Origin of the sequence: Pseudomonas sp. D1-1 (genome assembly GCF_051132225.1) — a bacterium.
GTDB lineage: Bacteria > Pseudomonadota > Gammaproteobacteria > Pseudomonadales > Pseudomonadaceae > Aquipseudomonas.
Window position 1 is genome coordinate 5597697 of record NZ_CP071676.1, and the last position, 17690, is coordinate 5615386.

At 60.7% G+C, this 17690-nt stretch carries 17 protein-coding genes; 2 read left to right on the plus strand and 15 right to left on the minus strand.

Annotated elements, in window-relative coordinates; translation table 11 throughout:
• Positions 1–44: 44 nt before the first annotated feature.
• The 8 genes from J3P86_RS25305 to J3P86_RS25340 form a co-directional block, all read right to left on the minus strand.
• On the minus strand, positions 45–932 hold the full coding sequence (locus J3P86_RS25305; protein WP_305498066.1) for an ABC transporter permease subunit: 888 nt from the start codon (positions 930–932) through the stop codon (positions 45–47).
• Complete coding sequence (locus tag J3P86_RS25310) at positions 929–1849, minus strand: ABC transporter permease subunit (protein ID WP_434699090.1); 921 nt, start codon at positions 1847–1849, stop codon at positions 929–931. Before J3P86_RS25310 ends, J3P86_RS25305 begins: the two co-directional genes overlap by 4 nt.
• Positions 1846–2988: an ABC transporter ATP-binding protein gene (locus J3P86_RS25315; RefSeq protein ID WP_014340741.1), complete on the minus strand. Its 1143-nt coding sequence runs from the start codon at positions 2986–2988 to the stop codon at positions 1846–1848. Before J3P86_RS25315 ends, J3P86_RS25310 begins: the two co-directional genes overlap by 4 nt.
• Before the next feature lie 71 nt (positions 2989–3059).
• On the minus strand, positions 3060–4157 hold the full coding sequence (locus tag J3P86_RS25320) for a polyamine ABC transporter substrate-binding protein (protein WP_434696486.1): 1098 nt from the start codon (positions 4155–4157) through the stop codon (positions 3060–3062).
• A gap of 184 nt (positions 4158–4341) precedes the next feature.
• Positions 4342–5439, minus strand: a complete 1098-nt coding sequence (locus J3P86_RS25325; RefSeq protein WP_434700683.1) for a polyamine ABC transporter substrate-binding protein — start codon at positions 5437–5439, stop codon at positions 4342–4344.
• 198 nt (positions 5440–5637) lie between these two features.
• Positions 5638–7002 (minus strand): aspartate aminotransferase family protein, encoded by a 1365-nt coding sequence (locus J3P86_RS25330; protein WP_434627249.1) that lies wholly within the window; start codon positions 7000–7002, stop codon positions 5638–5640.
• Positions 7003–7059: 57 nt separating this feature from the next.
• Positions 7060–8418 carry a glutamine synthetase family protein gene (locus J3P86_RS25335; RefSeq protein WP_434602179.1) on the minus strand — a complete coding sequence of 453 codons (1359 nt, stop codon included), beginning with the start codon at positions 8416–8418 and terminating at the stop codon, positions 7060–7062.
• Between the two features lie 40 nt (positions 8419–8458).
• Positions 8459–9235 carry a gamma-glutamyl-gamma-aminobutyrate hydrolase family protein gene (locus tag J3P86_RS25340; RefSeq protein ID WP_434602180.1) on the minus strand — a complete coding sequence of 259 codons (777 nt, stop codon included), beginning with the start codon at positions 9233–9235 and terminating at the stop codon, positions 8459–8461.
• A 278-nt stretch (positions 9236–9513) separates the two neighbouring features.
• On the opposite strand from J3P86_RS25340, the gene J3P86_RS25345 reads away from it, so the two are divergent.
• Positions 9514–10890 (plus strand): glutamine synthetase family protein, encoded by a 1377-nt coding sequence (locus J3P86_RS25345; RefSeq protein ID WP_305498052.1) that lies wholly within the window; start codon positions 9514–9516, stop codon positions 10888–10890.
• A gap of 238 nt (positions 10891–11128) precedes the next feature.
• Positions 11129–11761 carry a TetR/AcrR family transcriptional regulator gene (locus J3P86_RS25350; RefSeq protein WP_434571059.1) on the plus strand — a complete coding sequence of 211 codons (633 nt, stop codon included), beginning with the start codon at positions 11129–11131 and terminating at the stop codon, positions 11759–11761.
• Positions 11762–11838: 77 nt separating this feature from the next.
• On the opposite strand, the gene J3P86_RS25355 is transcribed toward J3P86_RS25350, so the two are convergent.
• From J3P86_RS25355 to J3P86_RS25385, 7 genes are all read right to left on the minus strand, one after another.
• On the minus strand, positions 11839–12054 hold the full coding sequence (locus J3P86_RS25355; RefSeq protein ID WP_003177394.1) for a TOBE domain-containing protein: 216 nt from the start codon (positions 12052–12054) through the stop codon (positions 11839–11841).
• A gap of 24 nt (positions 12055–12078) precedes the next feature.
• Positions 12079–12885, minus strand: coding sequence for an aliphatic sulfonates ABC transporter ATP-binding protein (gene ssuB / locus J3P86_RS25360; protein WP_434699091.1), 807 nt, complete (start codon positions 12883–12885; stop codon positions 12079–12081).
• The gene (gene ssuC, locus J3P86_RS25365) at positions 12882–13664 is read right to left on the minus strand and encodes an aliphatic sulfonate ABC transporter permease SsuC (protein WP_434571056.1); all 783 of its coding nucleotides are present in this window, start codon (positions 13662–13664) and stop codon (positions 12882–12884) included. The genes ssuB and ssuC overlap by 4 nt, the downstream gene beginning before the upstream one ends.
• Before the next feature lie 7 nt (positions 13665–13671).
• The gene (gene ssuD, locus J3P86_RS25370; protein WP_434699092.1) at positions 13672–14820 is read right to left on the minus strand and encodes an FMNH2-dependent alkanesulfonate monooxygenase; all 1149 of its coding nucleotides are present in this window, start codon (positions 14818–14820) and stop codon (positions 13672–13674) included.
• Positions 14821–14844: 24 nt separating this feature from the next.
• Entirely contained in the window at positions 14845–15810 is a 966-nt protein-coding gene (locus tag J3P86_RS25375) for a sulfonate ABC transporter substrate-binding protein (protein WP_434627240.1), read from the minus strand.
• A 91-nt stretch (positions 15811–15901) separates the two neighbouring features.
• Positions 15902–16495 carry an NADPH-dependent FMN reductase gene (gene ssuE / locus J3P86_RS25380; RefSeq protein WP_305498044.1) on the minus strand — a complete coding sequence of 198 codons (594 nt, stop codon included), beginning with the start codon at positions 16493–16495 and terminating at the stop codon, positions 15902–15904.
• A gap of 311 nt (positions 16496–16806) precedes the next feature.
• Entirely contained in the window at positions 16807–17445 is a 639-nt protein-coding gene (locus J3P86_RS25385; RefSeq protein WP_003206652.1) for a peroxiredoxin, read from the minus strand.
• Positions 17446–17690 lie beyond the last annotated feature (245 nt).

The window sequence follows — 17690 nt, forward strand, 5'->3', positions numbered from 1 at the left end:
CGCTATCGCGAGCAAGCTCGCTCCCACATGGTTCCGCTCCTCAATCAGGCCGAAGTGGTCTCGGGCCGGCGCACCTGCGGTTGTTTCCAGGAATCGGCGGCGCTTTCCTCGATGGCTTGCTGGATCGCTCGCTTGCGGTTTTCTTCGGCGCGGCGGCTGAAGTACCAGACCAGGAAGGTCACCAGCGACACCGCCAGCAGGATCAGGCTCGCCACCGCGTTGATTTCCGGCTTGACCCCCAGGCGTACCGCCGAGAAGACTTCCATTGGCAACGTCGTCGAGCCAGGACCGGAGACGAAGCTTGCCAGCACCAGGTCGTCGAGGGACAAAGCGAACGACATCATCGCGCCCGCCGCCAGCGATGGCGCGATCATCGGGATGGTGATCAAAAAGAACACCTTCCACGGCCGCGCACCGAGGTCCATGGCTGCCTCTTCGATGGACAGGTCCAGCTCACGCAAGCGCGCCGAGACCACCACCGCCACATAGGCCGCGCAGAACGTCGTATGGGCGATCCAGATCGTGACGATGCCACGCTCCTGTGGCCAGCCGATCATCTGCGCCATCGCCACGAACAACAGCAACAGCGACAGGCCGGTGATCACTTCCGGCATCACCAACGGCGCGGTGACCAGGCCGCCGAACAACGTGCGGCCCTTGAAGTGGGTGATGCGGGTCAACACGAAGGCCGCCAGCGTACCCAGCGCCACCGCGGCGATCGCGGTGTAGCAGGCGATCTCCAGCGAACGCACCACCGAGCCCATCAGTTGCGAGTTGTCCAGCAGGCCGACGTACCACTTGACCGACCAACCGCCCCACACCGTCACCAGTTTCGAGGCGTTGAACGAAAAGATCACCAGGATCAGCATTGGCGCATAGATGAACAACAGCCCCAACACCAGCATCAGGCTTGAAAAACTGAAGCGCTTCATTCCTTGCCCTCCATTTCCTTGGCCTGACTGCTGTTGAACAGGATGATGGGCACGATCAGGATCGCCAGCATCACTACCGCCAGGGCGGATGCCACCGGCCAGTCACGGTTATTGAAGAACTCCTGCCACAGCACCTTGCCGATCATCAAGGTTTCCGGACCGCCCAGCAGTTCCGGGATCACGAACTCACCCACTACCGGGATGAACACCAGCATGCAGCCTGCGACGATGCCGTTCTTGGACAGCGGCACGGTGATTTTCCAGAAGCTGTTGAACGTGCTCGAACCCAGGTCGGACGCGGCTTCCAACAGGCTCGGGTCGTGTTTGACCAGGTTGGCGTACAGCGGCAGGATCATGAACGGCAGGTAGGAATAAACCACGCCGATATAGACCGCCAGGTTGGTGTTGAGGATCTGCAAGGGCTCGCTGATCCAGCCCATGCTCATCAGGAAGCCATTGAGCAGGCCGTTGTTGCTGAGGATGCCCATCCACGCGTAGACGCGGATCAGGATCGCGGTCCAGGTCGGCATCATGATCAGCAATACCAGCACCGTCTGCATCTCTTTGCGGGCGTTGGCGATGCCGTAGGCCATCGGGTAGCCGATCAGCAGGCACAGCACGGTGCTGATCAGGGCCATCTTCAGCGAGCCGAGATAGGCGGCGATGTACAGTTCGTCCTCGCTGAGCATCGCGTAGTTGGCGAGGTTGAGCAGCACTTGCAGCTTCTGGTCAACGTAGCTGTAGATCTCGGTGTACGGCGGGATGGCCACGTCGGCTTCGGCGAAGCTGATCTTCAGGACGATGAAGAACGGCAGCATGAAGAACAGGAACAGCCAGATGAAGGGCACCCCAATGACCAGCTGACGGCCACCGGGCGTTATTCGAGCGAGTCGGCGTTTGAGCTTGCGCATGTTCATGAGCGAAGCACCACGCCGCTGTCGTCTTCCCACCAGACGAACACCTGGTCGCCCCAGGTCGGGCGCTGGCCGCGCCGCTCGGCGTTGGCGACGAACGACTGCACCAGCTTGCCGCTTGGCAATTCGACGTAGAACACCGAGTGGCCGCCCAGGTAGGCAATGTCATGGACCTTGCCGCTGGACCAGTTGTGCTCGCAGGTTGGCTGCTCGGAGGTGACCAGCAGCTTCTCCGGGCGAATGGCGTAGGTCACGGACTTGTCCTGCACCGAAGTGCTGATGCCGTGGCCGACGTAGATATTGCGATCAAGGTCCTTGCAGGTCAGCACCGCGTGGCCCTCGGCGTCGTCCACCACTTCGGTCTCGAAGATGTTGACGTTGCCGATGAATTCGCAGACCAGGCGGCTGGTCGGGGTTTCGTAGATGTCGATCGGGCTGCCGATCTGGGCAATCCAGCCCAGGTGCATGATCGCGATGCGCTCGGCCATGGTCATGGCCTCTTCCTGGTCATGGGTCACCATTACACAGGTCACGCCGACCCGCTCGATGATCTCCACCAGCTCAAGCTGCATCTGCGAGCGCAGCTTCTTGTCCAGGGCGCCCATCGGCTCATCGAGCAGCAGCAGCTTCGGCCGCTTGGCCAGCGAACGGGCCAGGGCGACACGCTGGCGCTGGCCGCCGGAGAGCTGGTGCGGCTTGCGCTTGGCGTACTGGCTCATCTGCACGAGCTTGAGCATCTCGGCCACGCGGGCATCGACCTCGGCTTTCGGGATCTTGTCCTGTTGCAGGCCGAAGGCGATGTTCTGCGCCACCGTCATGTGGGGGAACAAGGCGTAGGACTGGAACATCATGTTGATCGGCCGCTCGTAGGGCGGCATGTCGGTGATGTCCACGCCATCGAGGAAGATCCGCCCCTCCGTGGGCCGCTCGAAACCTGCCAGCATGCGCAGCAAGGTGGATTTGCCTGATCCCGAACCGCCGAGCAAGGCGAAGATCTCGCCTTTCTTGATTTCCAGGGACACATCGTCCACGGCAATCGTCTCGTCGAACTTCTTCGTGACCCGGTCGATCTTGACCAGCACCTGCTTGGGTGTCTGGTCGCCCTCGAGGGCTTTCTTATAGGCGCCGGAGGCAACTGCCATTTACGAAACTCCCACAAAATTTGCAGCTCGCCCCAGGTGGGCGAACCTTGGAAAAGTTAGAGCGCTTGACGCTATTTACCCGACTTGACCTTAGTCCAGCTGCGGGTCATGAGTCGTTGGATCTTGGGCGGCAACTCGGAATTGACGTAGAGCTTGTCGACGACCGCTTGCGGTGGGTAGACCGCTTCGTCGGTGCGTACGTCCTGGCTCATCAGTTCGCCAGCCTTCGGGTTCGGGTTGGCGTAACCAACGACGTCGCTCACCTGGGCGATGACCTCAGGCTTGAGCAGGTAGTTGATGAACGCATGGGCCTGCTTGGCGTTGCTGGCGTCGCGCGGGATCGCCAGCATGTCGAACCAGAGGTTGCCGCCTTCCTTGGGAATCACGTAGGCGATATCGACGCCCTTGCCGGCCTCGCTGGCACGTTCGCGGGCCTGGAAAATGTCCCCGGAGAAACCGGCGGCCACGCAGATCTCGCCGTTGGCCAGATCGGAGATGTACTTGGAGGAATTGAAGTAGGTGACGTAAGGCCGGATCTTGAGGAGCTGGGCCTCGGCCTTCTTGTAGTCTTCGGGGTTCTGGCTGTTGGGGTCCAGGCCCAGGTAGTTGAGCATGGCCGGAATCATTTCGTCGCCCGAGTCGAGGAACGAAACGCCGCAGCTGGAGAGCTTCTTGATATTTTCCGGTTCGAACAGCATGGCCCACGAGTCGATTTTCTCGACGCCCAATACCGCCTTGACCTTCTCGACGTTGTAGCCGATGCCGTTGGTGCCCCACAGGTAAGGCACGGCATATTGGTTGCCCGGGTCGTTTTTCTCCAGGCGCTTGAGCAGCACGGGGTCGAGGTTGGCGTAGTTGGGCAATTGCGCCTTGTCGAGTTTCTGGAACGCACCAGCCTTGATCTGCTTGCCCAGGAAGTGGTTGGACGGCACAACCACGTCGTAACCGGTACGACCGGCCAGCAACTTGCCTTCCAGGGTTTCGTTGGAATCGAACACGTCGTAGACCGGCTTGATCCCGGTGGCTTTCTCGAAGTCCGCCAGGGTGGTCTCGCCGATGTAGTCCGACCAGTTATAAATATGCACGGTGGAGGCGGCCTGGACACCGACGGCGAGCGTCAGGCCGGCACCGACCAGCAAAGCGTTGCGTAACAAAGAAAAGACAGGCACGTGGAGGTCCTCTTAAATAGTTGGGCCCAAGTTGCCCCCGTTACCGGGCAACGAAATGCCCTGCAACAAAACCGGCGCGCAACTTACCCTCGATAAACCGATCCAGCAAAACTTTTAGTTATTTAATTGCGCCTGTTGCCGCCGCCGTGACGACGCCGACAACAGGAGATTGCTTCAAGCCGGCTTATTTACCGGATTTGATCTTGGTCCAGCTGCGGGTCAGGATCCGCTGGGTCGCGGCCGGCTGGTCGGCAATCGCGTAGAGCTTGGCCTTAACTTCGTCCGATGGATAAATGCTCGGGTCACCGGAAATTTCCTTGTCCACCAGTGGGGTGGCGGCCTTGTTGCCGTTAGGGAAGCGCACGTTGTCGGTGATCTCCGCCATGATTTCCGGCTGCATGATGAAGTTCATCCACTTGTAGGCGCCTTCGACGTTTTTGGCATCCTTGGGAATGGCGACCATGTCGTAGAACGAACCGGCACCTTCCTTCGGAATGGTGTAGGCCACTTTCACCTTGCCGCCAGCTTCGGCAGCACGGCTCTTGGATTGCTCGATATCACCCGAGTAACCCACGGCCACGCAGATGTTGCCGTTGGCCAGGTCCGAGATGTACTTGGAGGAGTGGAAGTAGCCGATCGATGGACGCAGCTTGAGGAACAACGCTTCGGCCTCGGCCAGTTGCTTCTTGTCCTGGCTGTCGGTCGGGTAGCCGAGGTAATGCAGGGCCACCGGAATCATTTCGGTCGGCGAATCGAGGAAGCTCACCCCGCAGCTCTTGAGCTTGGCGATGTTCTCGGGCTTGAGCAGGGTGTCCCAGGAATCGATCTTGTCGATGCCCAATGCGGCCTTGACCTTTTCCGGGTTGTAACCGATGCCGATGGTGCCCCACATGTACGGGAAGGCGTGTTTGTTGCCCTGGTCGCTGGCATCGCCGACGGCCTTGAGCAGGTCGGTGTCGAGGTTTTTCCAGTTCGGCAGCTTGGACTTGTCCAGCTCCTGATAGACACCGGCCTTGATCTGCTTGGCGAGGAAGTTGTTCGACGGCACGACGACGTCATAGCCGGATTTGCCCGCCAGCAGCTTGGCCTCCAAGGTCTCGTTGCTGTCGAAGACGTCGTAGACGACCTTGATCCCTGTCTCCTTCTCGAACTTGGCGACCGTGTCCGGCGCAATGTAGTCCGACCAGTTGTAGACGTGCAGCACTTTGTCGTCCGCCTGGGCGGCGCCCGCCATCACGCCCGCCAGGGACATGGCGAGGAGGGTCTTGCCAGCTATCTTCATACCTAATGTCTTCATGCCTATTGCCTTCATGAAAAAGTGCTCCAGTTATTCTTCTTGGCCACGGTTCAGTAGCCGGCTCTCTGGCAACTTGAACAGCAGGGGTAGTCTGGCAAGTTACAGGGCAGGCTTTCAACACAAGCCCAGCCTTTATTCACACCGGGCGAGGCCCATGTCGGCACCTCGCACAGAGCCTAGCACTCAGCCTTGCAGCGCACCGAGCGTCAGGTCCAGGCATTGCCGCGCCTTGGCCACCAATTCGTCGATCTCGGCCTTGCTGATCACCAGCGGCGGCGCAATGATCATGGTGTCGCCCACTGCGCGCATGATCAGCCCGTTATCGAAGCAGAACTGCCGGCAGATCATGCCCACGCCCTTGCCTTCGTAGCGTTTGCGCGTGGCCTTGTCCTGGACCAGTTCGATCGCCCCCAGCAAACCGACGCCGCGCACTTCACCCACCAGCGGATGGTCGTTCAGTTCCCGCAGGCGCTGCTGCAAATACGGTGCCGTTTCGCTGTGGACGCGCTCGATGATCTTTTCTTCGCGCAGGATACGGATATTTTCCAGGGCCACCGCAGCGGCCACCGGGTGACCGGAGTAGGTGAAGCCGTGGTTGAAGTCACCGCCTTCGTTGAGCACCGCGACCACATCGTCGCGCACGATCAGGCCGCCCATGGGGATGTAACCCGAGGTAAGGCCCTTGGCGATAGTCATCATGTGCGGTTTCAACCCGTAATGATCGGTACCGAACCACTCACCCGTGCGGCCAAAACCGCAGATGACCTCGTCGGCCACGAACAGGATGTCGTATTTGGCGAGGATTTCCTTCATGCGCGGCCAGTAGCTGTCCGGCGGCACGATCACGCCGCCGGCGCCCTGGATCGGCTCGGCAATGAACGCACCGACGTTGTCGACGCCGATCTCGAGGATCTTTTCTTCCAGCTGATTGGCGGCCCAGATGCCGAACTCTTCGGGGCTCATGTCGCCGCCTTCGCCAAACCAGTAGGGTTGGGCGATGTGGACAATACCCGGGATCGGCAGGTCGCCCTGCTCATGCATGTAGGTCATGCCACCCAGGCTCGCGCCAGCCACGGTCGAACCGTGATAACCGTTCTTGCGACTGATGATGACTTTCTTGTTCGGCTGCCCTTTGATCGCCCAGTAGTGGCGGACCATACGCAGCATGGTGTCGTTGCCTTCGGAGCCGGAGCCGGTGAAGAACACGTGGTTCATGCCTTCCGGGGCGATGTCGGCGATGGCCTTCGACAGTTCCAGCACCGGCGGGTGGGCGGTCTGGAAGAACAGGTTGTAGTACGGGAGCTCGCGCATCTGTTGGCTGGCGGCGTCCGCCAGCTCATCGCGGCCGTAGCCGACCGCCACGCACCAGAGGCCGGCCATGCCGTCGAGGATCTTGTTGCCTTCACTGTCCCAGAGGTACACGCCCTTGGCGTGGGTGATGATGCGCGGGCCTTTCTCTTTGAGCTGTTTGAAGTCGCTGAACGGTGCCAGATGATGATCGCTGCTCAGGGCCTGCCATTCACGGGTTTGCGGATTGTTGCGGGTCATGCGGATTCTCCTTTTATTCCATTGGGGGCGGGGCTTTCGGCGGCCCCGCCCGGCGCATCAGACGGCAAAGAGCAGGAATTCCCGCTCCCACGAACTGATGACGCGCTTGAAGTTTTCATGCTCGGCCCGCTTGACCGCGACGTAGCCCGTGATGAATTTCTTGCCCAGGTACTTCTCGATGGTGGAGCTGTTTTCCATGCGCTCCAGGGCATCTTCGATGGTCAGCGGCAAACGCAGGTTCCGGCGCTCATAACCACGGCCGACCACTGGCGCGCTCGGATCGATGCCCTCGACCATGCCGATGTAGCCGCACAACAGGCTGGCGGCAATCGCCAGGTACGGGTTGGCGTCGGCGCCCGGCAAGCGATTTTCCACGCGACGGTTCTGCGGCCCGGCGTCCGGAACCCGCAAGCCCACGGTGCGGTTTTCTTCGCCCCATTCGACGTTCACCGGCGCCGAGGTGTCGGGCAGGAAGCGGCGGAACGAATTGACGTTGGGGGCGAACAGCGGCAGCAGCTCGGGGATGAATCTCTGCAGGCCACCGATGTGGTGCAGGAACAGCTCGCTCATGGTCCCGTCTTCGTTGGAGAAGACGTTCTTGCCGGTTTCCTTGTCGATGATGCTCTGGTGCAAGTGCATCGCACTGCCCGGCTCGCCGGTCATCGGTTTGGCCATGAAGGTGGCGGCCACATCGTGCTTGAGCGCCGCCTCGCGCATGGTGCGCTTGAACACCAGGATCTGGTCGGCCAGCGACAGTGCATCGCCATGACGGAAGTTGATTTCCATCTGCGCGGTGCCGTCTTCGTGAATCAGGGTATCGAGGTCCAGTTCCTGCAATTCGCACCAGTCATAGACGTCCTCGAACAACGGGTCGAATTCGTTCGCCGCTTCGATCGAGAAAGACTGGCGACCGGTTTCCGGGCGACCGGAACGGCCGATAGGCGGTTGCAGCGGAAAGTCCGGGTCGTCGCTGCGCTTGGTCAGGTAGAACTCCATCTCCGGCGCGACAATCGGCTGCCAGCCCTTGTCGGCGTAGAGCTTGAGCACCTTCTTGAGCACGTTGCGCGGCGACAGCTCGATGGGGTTGCCTTGCTTGTCGTAGGAATCGTGGATCACCTGGGCGGTGGGCTCGATGGCCCAGGGCACCAGGAAGACTGCGTTTTCGTCCGGGCGGCAGATCATGTCGATGTCGGCGGGGTCGAGCAGTTCGTAATAGATGTCGTCTTCGACATAGTCGCCCGTTACGGTCTGGAGCAGAACGCTCTCGGGCAGGCGCATGCCTTTTTCGGCGATGAACTTGTTGGTCGGCGAGATCTTGCCCCGGGTAATGCCGGTCAGGTCGCCAATCATGCATTCGACTTCTGTGATCTTGTGGTCTTTCAACCAATCGGTGAGCTGGTCGAGGTTGTTACTCATAAATGCCTCTAGGCGTGAGTTTCCTGACTGCTATTAGTCGTCAGGCGTTGTTTGACGCATCGGCGTCGCGTTGTGTTGCCCTTGCTCGGCAGGCATCGCCAAATGCCTGGAAAATCGCAAGGTAGTGCGGGTTGGAGCCTACCGCCCATTCAGGGTGCCATTGCACTCCTAAAGCAAAAGCCTTGCCTTGTACCACCGAGACGGCTTCGATCAAGCCATCCGGCGCCAGCGCTTCGGCCCGCAGCCCCGAGGCCAGGCGCTCGATGCCCTGGCTGTGGATCGAGTTGACCTCGACCTGCGGCGGCAGCCCCAAAGACGCGAGGATACCGCCAGGCTGGACATGCACGGCATGGGCAGGACCATATTGGACCTCTACCGGCTGGGTGTCGTCTTCACGATGATCGATGAAGGTTCCGACTTCATGAACTTTCTGATGCAGGCTACCGCCAAAGGCAACGTTCATTTCCTGGAAACCGCGACAGATGCCCAGCACCGGAACGCCCGCGTCGACCGCTGCGCGGATCAGCGGCAGGGTAATGGCGTCCCGTGCAGGATCATGAGCGGTGCCTGGCGCGCTGGCCGGGCCCTGGTAGTGAAAAGGTTCTACATTGGAAGGGGAGCCGGTAAAAAGAATACCGTCCAGGGCGTCCAGAATATCGGACGGGGAGAACAGATCCGCCAGGGACGGGATCAGCACCGGCAAGCCCTTGGCGGCCGTTGCGACAGCCCGCGCATATTTGTCGCCAGTGGTGTGATACGCATGCAGACCGATCTGCCTGGAGCAGGTGGTGATGCCGATTAACGGCAGGCGAGACATGAAGCACCCCGGTATTATTGCTGTTATGGGTTTGAATCGAGCTTAGCCTTGTTCATTTTTTTACACAACACCCCCGTAAAAAATACAACACGGCCCGCTCAAGCCTGCGGGGGACAAGCCCTTCAAAGGGAAAAAAACGCCCCAAATTGCCTCAAAAAAGCCCCGCAGGTGCTTTTTTAGGGCAAAAAAGGCCCTGCTTGACTTCGGCATGCCGTTCGGGTTGACTGGCTTTCGAAGAGATCAATGATTGATATTTTTAACAACAAAGGTGTTGCATCATGTCGGTACCCCCGCGTGCCGTTCAGCTTAACGAAGCGAACGCGTTCCTTAAGGAACATCCTGAGGTTCTGTACGTTGACCTTCTGATTGCGGATATGAATGGTGTGGTGCGCGGCAAGCGCATCGAACGCACCAGCCTCCACAAGGTTTACGAGAAAGGCATCAACCTGCCGGCCTCTCTATTTGCCCTGGATATCAATGGCTCGACGGTGGAAAGCACCGGCCTGGGCCTGGACATCGGCGATGCCGACCGCATCTGCTATCCAATCCCCGGCACTCTAAGCAACGAACCCTGGCAGAAGCGCCCCACCGCGCAACTGCTGATGACCATGCACGAGCTTGAAGGCGATCCGTTCTTCGCCGACCCTCGCGAAGTCCTGCGCCAGGTCGTGACCAAGTTCGATGAACTGGGCCTGACCATCTGCGCGGCATTCGAGCTGGAGTTCTACCTGATCGACCAGGAGAACGTGAATGGCCGTCCACAACCGCCCCGCTCGCCAATCTCTGGCAAACGCCCGCACTCGACACAGGTCTACCTGATCGATGACCTCGACGAATACGTCGATTGCCTCCAGGACATCCTGGAAGGGGCCAAGGAGCAAGGCATTCCCGCCGACGCCATCGTCAAGGAAAGTGCCCCGGCGCAGTTCGAAGTGAACCTGCACCACGTGGCCGACCCGATCAAGGCTTGTGACTACGCGGTACTGCTCAAGCGGCTGATCAAGAACATCGCCTACGACCATGAAATGGACACCACCTTCATGGCCAAGCCGTATCCAGGCCAGGCGGGCAACGGTCTGCACGTCCATATCTCGATCCTGGACAAAGAAGGCAAGAATATCTTTGCCAGCGAGGATCCCGAGCAGAACGCCGCGCTGCGTCACGCGATCGGCGGTGTGCTCGAGACCCTGCCCGCGCAGATGGCGTTCCTCTGCCCGAACGTCAACTCCTACCGTCGTTTCGGCGCACAGTTCTACGTGCCGAACTCGCCGACCTGGGGCCTGGACAACCGCACCGTGGCCTTGCGCGTGCCGACCGGCTCCGCCGATGCCGTACGCCTGGAACACCGTGTCGCCGGCGCCGATGCCAACCCGTACCTGTTGATGGCGGCGGTCCTGGCGGGCGTGCACCATGGCCTGACCAACAAGATCGAGCCCGGCGCGCCCGTCGAAGGCAACAGCTACGAGCAGAACGAGCAAAGCCTGCCGAACAACTTGCGCGATGCCCTGCGCGAACTGGACGACAGCGAAGTCATGGCCAAGTACATCGATCCCAAGTACATCGATATCTTCGTGGCCTGCAAGGAAAGCGAGCTGGAAGAGTTTGAACACTCCATCTCCGACCTTGAGTACAACTGGTACCTGCATACCGTTTAAGCGGTTGCGGTAGAAAGGAACGCCGCAGGCCTTCAGGGCTGCGGCGTTTTTTTATGTCTGGGCGAATGACCGCCTTCGGCGGATCGCGAGCAAGCTCGCTCCCACAGGGATTTTCAGCGCACATGATTCAAGGGGCACCGCACACTCAATGTGGGAGCGAGCTTGCTCGCGATGACGGCCTGGCAGACAACACAAGACCCGACTCGTACAATGCCCGGCAGCCCCGCAGGAGAGCTTCATGACACGCACCGCCACCCCTCGCAAACCCCGCGCCCGCAGCCAGGCCCGGATCGACTCGATCCTCGATGCCGCCCGCACGCTGCTCGCCGCCGAAGGCGTGGCCAGCCTGTCGATCTACAGCGTCGCCGAGCGCGCCGGGATCCCGCCCTCCTCCGTCTATCACTTCTTCGCCAGCGTCCCGGCCCTGCTCGAAGCCCTGACCGCCGACGTCCATGCAGCCTTTCGTGCCTGCCTTCAAACACCGATCGATCATGCAGCGCTGAACCATTGGCACGATCTGTCGCGGCTGGTGGAGCAACGGATGCTGGTGATCTACAGCGAGGACGCCGCCGCTCGCCAACTGATCCTGGCCCAGCATGGCCTGACTGAAGTCACCCAGGCCGACCGCCAGCATGACCTGGAACTGAGCGAGCTGATGCACACCGTCTTTGCCCGCCATTTCCAACTGCCGCCCTTGCCTGCCGATGTCGACGTGTTCGCCTTGGCCATGGAACTGGGCGACCGCGTCTACGCCCGCTCGGTACACCAGCACGGCCAGATAACCCCGCGCATGGCCGAGGAAGGCATGCGTGTGTTCGATGCGTACCTGGGGCTCTATCTCCCTCCGTTTCTGCCCAAGCGCTCTGATTGAGTCGTTCCCACGCAGAGCGTGGGAACGAAAAAGCCCCGAAGGGCTCAAGCCATCCGGGGCTGCAGGTCAAGCATAGTTCACAACTTGGCGATAGACACCTCGGTGGATTTGACGAAGGCAATCACTTCGCTGCCAATCGCCAGTTCCAGCTCCTTGACCGAGCGGGTGGTGATGACCGAGGTAACGATGCCCGAGGCGGTCTGCACGTCGATTTCCGACAGCACGTCGCCTTCGACGATTTCCTTGATGGTGCCTTTGAACTGGTTGCGTACGTTGATGGCTTTGATAGTCATGATGTCGTTCCTGTCTGGATGAAGTTATTGCGCCCAACGCAGTTGCGTGGGCAAGGGTGAAACGGGTTCGGATTCCGGCGGTTGGCCGGGCAAGGACAGCACGCGGTTGAGGACTTCGGTTTCCAGGCTCGCCAGCCGATGCGAACCGCGGGCACGCGGGCGCGGCAAGTCGATGGCCAGGTCGAGGCCGATCTGGCCGTCTTCGATCAGGATCACCCGGTCGGCGATCGCCACCGCTTCGCTGACGTCGTGGGTCACCAACAGCACGGTGAAGCCGTGTTGCTGCCAGAGACGCTCGATCAGTTGCTGCATTTCGATCCGGGTCAGCGCATCGAGCGCGCCCAGAGGTTCGTCCAGCAACAGCAGGCGCGGTTGATGAATCAGCGCCCGGGCCAGGGCCACCCGCTGTTTCTGTCCGCCGGACAATGCCGCCGGCCACTCGTGTGCACGATCGGCCAGGCCCACGGCATCCAGCGCCTGCAACGCTTGTGGTCGCCAGTCGCCCTTGAGTCCGAGGCCGACGTTGTCGATGACCTTTTTCCAGGGCAGCAAACGCGCCTCCTGAAACATCAGACGTGTGTCTTCCCGTGCAGCGCTCAGCGATGCCGAACCGGCCAACAATTGCCCGCCCGACGGCTGATCGAGGCCGGCCAGCAAGCGCAACAAGGTACTTTTGCCGCAGCCGCTGCGGCCAACCACGGCGACGAACTGCCCGGCCGGGATATGCAAGTCGATGTCACGCAATACCTGGCGCGAACCAAAGGTCTTCTGCAGATTGCGCACCGCCAGCGGGATACCTCGCAGCAGGCGCGGCGGTTGTTGGGCGGTCATGCGACACCTCCCTTGTTCACCTGATAGGCCGGATGCCAGCGCAGCCAGACGCGTTCAAGCCCGCGGGCAGCAAGGTCGGCCAGCTTGCCGAGCACGGCGTACAGCAGAATCGCCAGCACCACCACGTCGGTCTGCAGGAATTCCCGGGCATTCATCGCCAGATAACCGATACCGGAGCTGGCCGAGATGGTTTCCGCGACGATCAGCGTCAACCACATGAAACCCAGGGCAAAACGCACGCCCACCAGGATCGAAGGCAAGGCGCCCGGCAGGATCACCTGGCGAAACAGGCTGAAGCCGGATAAACCGTAGCTGCGGGACATCTCCACCAGCGCCGGGTCGACATTGCGAATCCCGTGGTAGGTGTTGAGGTAGATCGGAAACAGCGTGCCCAGCGCCACCAGGAAAATCTTCGCCGACTCGTCGATACCGAACCAGAGGATCACCAGTGGAATCAGCGCCAGGTGAGGCACGTTACGCACCATCTGCACGGAGCTGTCCAACAGCCGTTCGCCCCACTTCGACAGGCCGGTGATAAAGCCCAGGGCCAGGCCGATGCCGCCGCCAATCAGGAAGCCGACCGCCGCGCGCCAACCGCTGATAGCCAGGTGCGTCCAGATTTCACCGCTGCGCACCAGGTTCACTCCGGCCTCGATCACCGCCACCGGCGCCGGCAGGATCCGCGTGGATAACCAGCCGGCCGATACCGACAATTGCCACACCGCCAACAACAGCAGGGGCACCGCCCACGGCGCGAGGTTGTGGATAAGTTTTTTCATGGCCGCCTCAGCTCTGCGAAGCAGCTTTGGGCAGGATATCGTTGGCGACCATTTCACCGAACGGGCTCACATAGCCCTGGCTTTTCGGCAGTTCCGGGCGCTCCACATCGAGGTGCGGGAACAACAGTTCCGCCACCCGATAGGATTCTTCCAAGTGTGGATAACCCGAGAAAATGAACGTGTCGATGCCCAGGTCGGCGTATTCCTTGACCCGCTCAGCCACGGTCGGGCCATCGCCCACCAGCGCCGTTCCGGCACCGCCGCGCACCAGGCCGACACCGGCCCAGAGGTTGGGGCTGACTTCCAGCTTGTCGCGCCGACCGCCGTGCAACGCGGCCATGCGTTGCTGACCCACCGAGTCGAAACGCGCCAGGGACGCCTGGGCGCGAGCGATGGTTTCGTCGTCCAGGTGGGAGATCAGCCGGTCGGCGGCTTGCCAGGCTTCGGCGTTGGTTTCCCGCACGATCACATGCAGGCGAATGCCGAAACGCACGGTGCGCCCAAGCTTCTCGGCCTTGGCCCGCACCTGGGCAATTTTTTCCGCGACGGCGGCGGGCGGTTCGCCCCAGGTCAAAACCATTTCCACCTGCTCGGCGGCGAGATCCTGGGCAGCTTCCGACGAGCCGCCGAAATACAATGCCGGACGCGGTTGCTGGATCGGCGGATAGAGCAGCTTGGCGCCCTTCACACTGATGTGTTCACCGTCGTAATCGACCGTCTCGCCCTCTAGCACCCGACGCCAGATCCGGGTGAATTCCACCGATGCCTGGTAGCGTTGCTCGTGGTCCAGAAACAGCCCGTCACCGGCCAGCTCGTCCGGATCGCCACCCGTCACCAGGTTGAACAGCGCCCGCCCGCCGGACAGCCGATCCAGCGTCGCGGCCTGACGCGCCGCCACCGTCGGGGAAATGATCCCGGGGCGCAGGGCAACCAGGAACTTCAGGCGCTGGGTCACCGGAATCAACGAAGCGGCTACCAGCCAGGAGTCTTCGCAGGAACGCCCGGTAGGAATCAACACCCCGCCGAAACCCAGCCGATCGGCAGCCTGGGCAACCTGTTGCAGGTAACCATGATCGACGGCGCGGGCGCCTTCAGCGGTGCCAAGGTAATGGCCGTCGCCGTGGGTGGGCAGGAACCAGAAAATATTGAGGCTCATGGAGTGGTCTCCTAAGGGATCGAATTACTGCGCGTTCGCAACGGCCGCCGGCGGCGTCCAGATCACGTCCTTGATGCTCAAGGGCTTGGGAATCAATTTGAGCTGATAGAAGCTGTCGGCGATTTTCTGCTGCGCCGCGACCACCTCCGGCGTCAGGAACAGAGCCCCATAGCCTTGGCGTTTCACCGACGTCAGGGTGATGTCCGCCGGCAGGCCTAGCAGCGGCGAGACCTGCCGGGTCACGTCTTCAGGGTTGGCCTTGGACCACTCCCCTACCGCACGCACCTCTTCCACTAGCGTCGTGATGACCTGGGGATTTTTTTGCGCGTAAGGTTTGGTCGCCAGATAGAACTGGTGGTTGTCGACGATGCCCTTGCCGTCACGCAGGGTGCGTGCCTGCAACTGTTGTTCGGCGGCTGCCTGGTACGGGTCCCAGATTACCCAGGCGTCCACGCTGCCGCGTTCGAACGCGGCACGGGCATCCGCCGGCGGCAGGAAAACCGTCTGGATGTCGGAATATTCGAGGCCGGCATCTTCCAGCGCGCGTACCAGCAGGTAGTGGACGTTAGAGCCTTTGTTCAGCGCGACTTTTTTGCCCTTGAGCTCCTGCACCGACTGGATCGGCGAGCCCTTGGGCACCAGGATTGCCTCGCTGTTCGGCGCCGGTGGCTCGTAGGCGACATAAAGCAAATCCGCGCCTGCCGCTTGGGCAAACACCGGAGGGGTTTCGCCAGTCACGCCAAAATCGATCGAGCCGACGTTCAGGCCTTCCAGCAGCTGCGGGCCGCCGGGAAATTCGGTCCATTGCACGTCGACGCCTTGGGCGGCGAGGCGTTTTTCCAAGGTGCCCTTGGCCTTGAGCAGCACCAGAGTGCCGTACTTCTGATAGCCGATCCGCAAGGTTTCGGCCTGAGCCTGGGTGATGGCGCCGAAGGACACAGCCGCAGCAAACAGAGCGACCAGCCCGCGACGCAAAATGACAGTGCGCATGGCGCCTCTCCTTTTTGCTGTGGGGTTTTGGCTGCACCTGCTTGGCCGTTGACGGCTGAGTAAGGTGGAGTTGAATCAGGGATGTAGCGAGTCAGATGCTCCAGCGAGCACTCAACAGACGTTCGTTCAATACGCTGGGATCCAGCGGCTTGGGCCGCCGGGCCATGGCGCTGTAGAACTGTTCAAGCGCCTCGTCCAGACGCTGCTGCAGGGCCGGCGCCAATTGCGCCTGGGCGCTGCCTTCGCCGTAAGCGATCTGGTTGTCCTCGGCGAAAATCCCATGCAGCATTTCCTGGGCCTTGAGTGCCGACAACACCGGCTTCAGGGCGTAGTCCACCGCCAGCATGTGGGCGATGCTGCCGCCTGTCGCCATGGGCAACACTACCTTATGGGCCAGCGCGCGTTCGGGCAGCAGGTCCAGTACCGTTTTCAACGCGCCGGAGAAAGACGCCTTGTAGACAGGCGTAGCGATCACCAGGCCGTCGGCGTTTTCGATCTGGGCCAGCAGGTCCAGTACCTTGGGGCTATCGAAGCGGGCATGGAGCAGATCTTCGGCGGGAAAATCACGCACCTGATAGCTCACCACTTCCACACCTTGCTGCTGCAACCAACGTTGCGAGCGCTCCAGCAGCACTCCTGATCGGGAGCGCTGGCTGGGACTGCCGCCGAGCGAGACAACCAACATGCCAACCATTCCTTGAATTCACGTGCGATTCGCGGTGGGCGATCTCGCTGTATGGAGCAAACCATAACAGGGCATTTATATATCTTTAAATCATATTTATTCATTTGGTTATGCATTTAAGAGATATACGATCAGCTTTCCTTAAGGCAATAAAAAAGGCCGTCGAAACGGCCAAAACCCTTGGTGCACAGAAGATCAACTGTGGGAGCGAGCCTGCTCGCGATAGCGGTGTGTCAGTCGACCTCAATACTGGCTGATCGGCCGCCTTCGCGAGCAGGCTCGCTCCCACAGGTTCTGGTTCTGTTTTTGCCTCAGCGATTGGGCTGCGGCGTCAGGCGCAGGTATGGTTTGACGGCGCGATAGCCTTTGGGAAAGCGCTGCTTGAGTTCCTCCTCATCCTTGAGCGACGGCACGATCACCACTTCATCGCCATCCTGCCAGTTCGCCGGCGTGGCGACCTTGTAGTTGTCGGTCAGCTGCAAGGAATCGATCACCCGCAGGATTTCATTGAAGTTGCGCCCGGTGCTCGCCGGGTAGGTGATGGTCAGGCGGATCTTCTTGTTCGGGTCAATCACGAACAAGGAACGCACGGTCAACGTGTCGCTGGCGTTGGGGTGAATCAGGTCGTAGAGGTCGGATACCTTGCGGTCGGCGTCGGCCAGGATCGGAAAATTGACCACGGCATTCTGGGTTTCGTTGATGTCCTCGATCCACTTGTGATGCGAGTCCACCGGGTCTACCGAAAGGGCAATGGCCTTGACGCCGCGCTTGGCGAATTCATCCTTGAGCTTGGCGGTAAGGCCCAGTTCGGTGGTGCACACCGGGGTGAAATCCGCTGGATGGGAGAACAACACACCCCAGCTATCACCGAGCCATTCATGGAAGCGAATCTTGCCGGCGCTGGAATCCTGTTCGAAATCGGGGGCGATGTCGCCAAGTCTGAGGCTCATGGTGCAGCTCCTGGTTGAGTAGTTGTGGCCCAACTGTGCACCGCTTTTCCTTGCTTGAAAAAGAATGAATACCCATTTATTTAGATCTTTATTGAATATAAAAAACTGTTCACTGGCGCTCTCGTGCATAGCGGACCAAGATCATCGCCGAGGTTTTGAGAAGGCCTCGAGTTGCTGAAAAGAGGAGAAGGTTCGGGGAAGGCTACAGGGGTGGGCCGGACCCGAAACGCAAAAGCCCCGCCCGG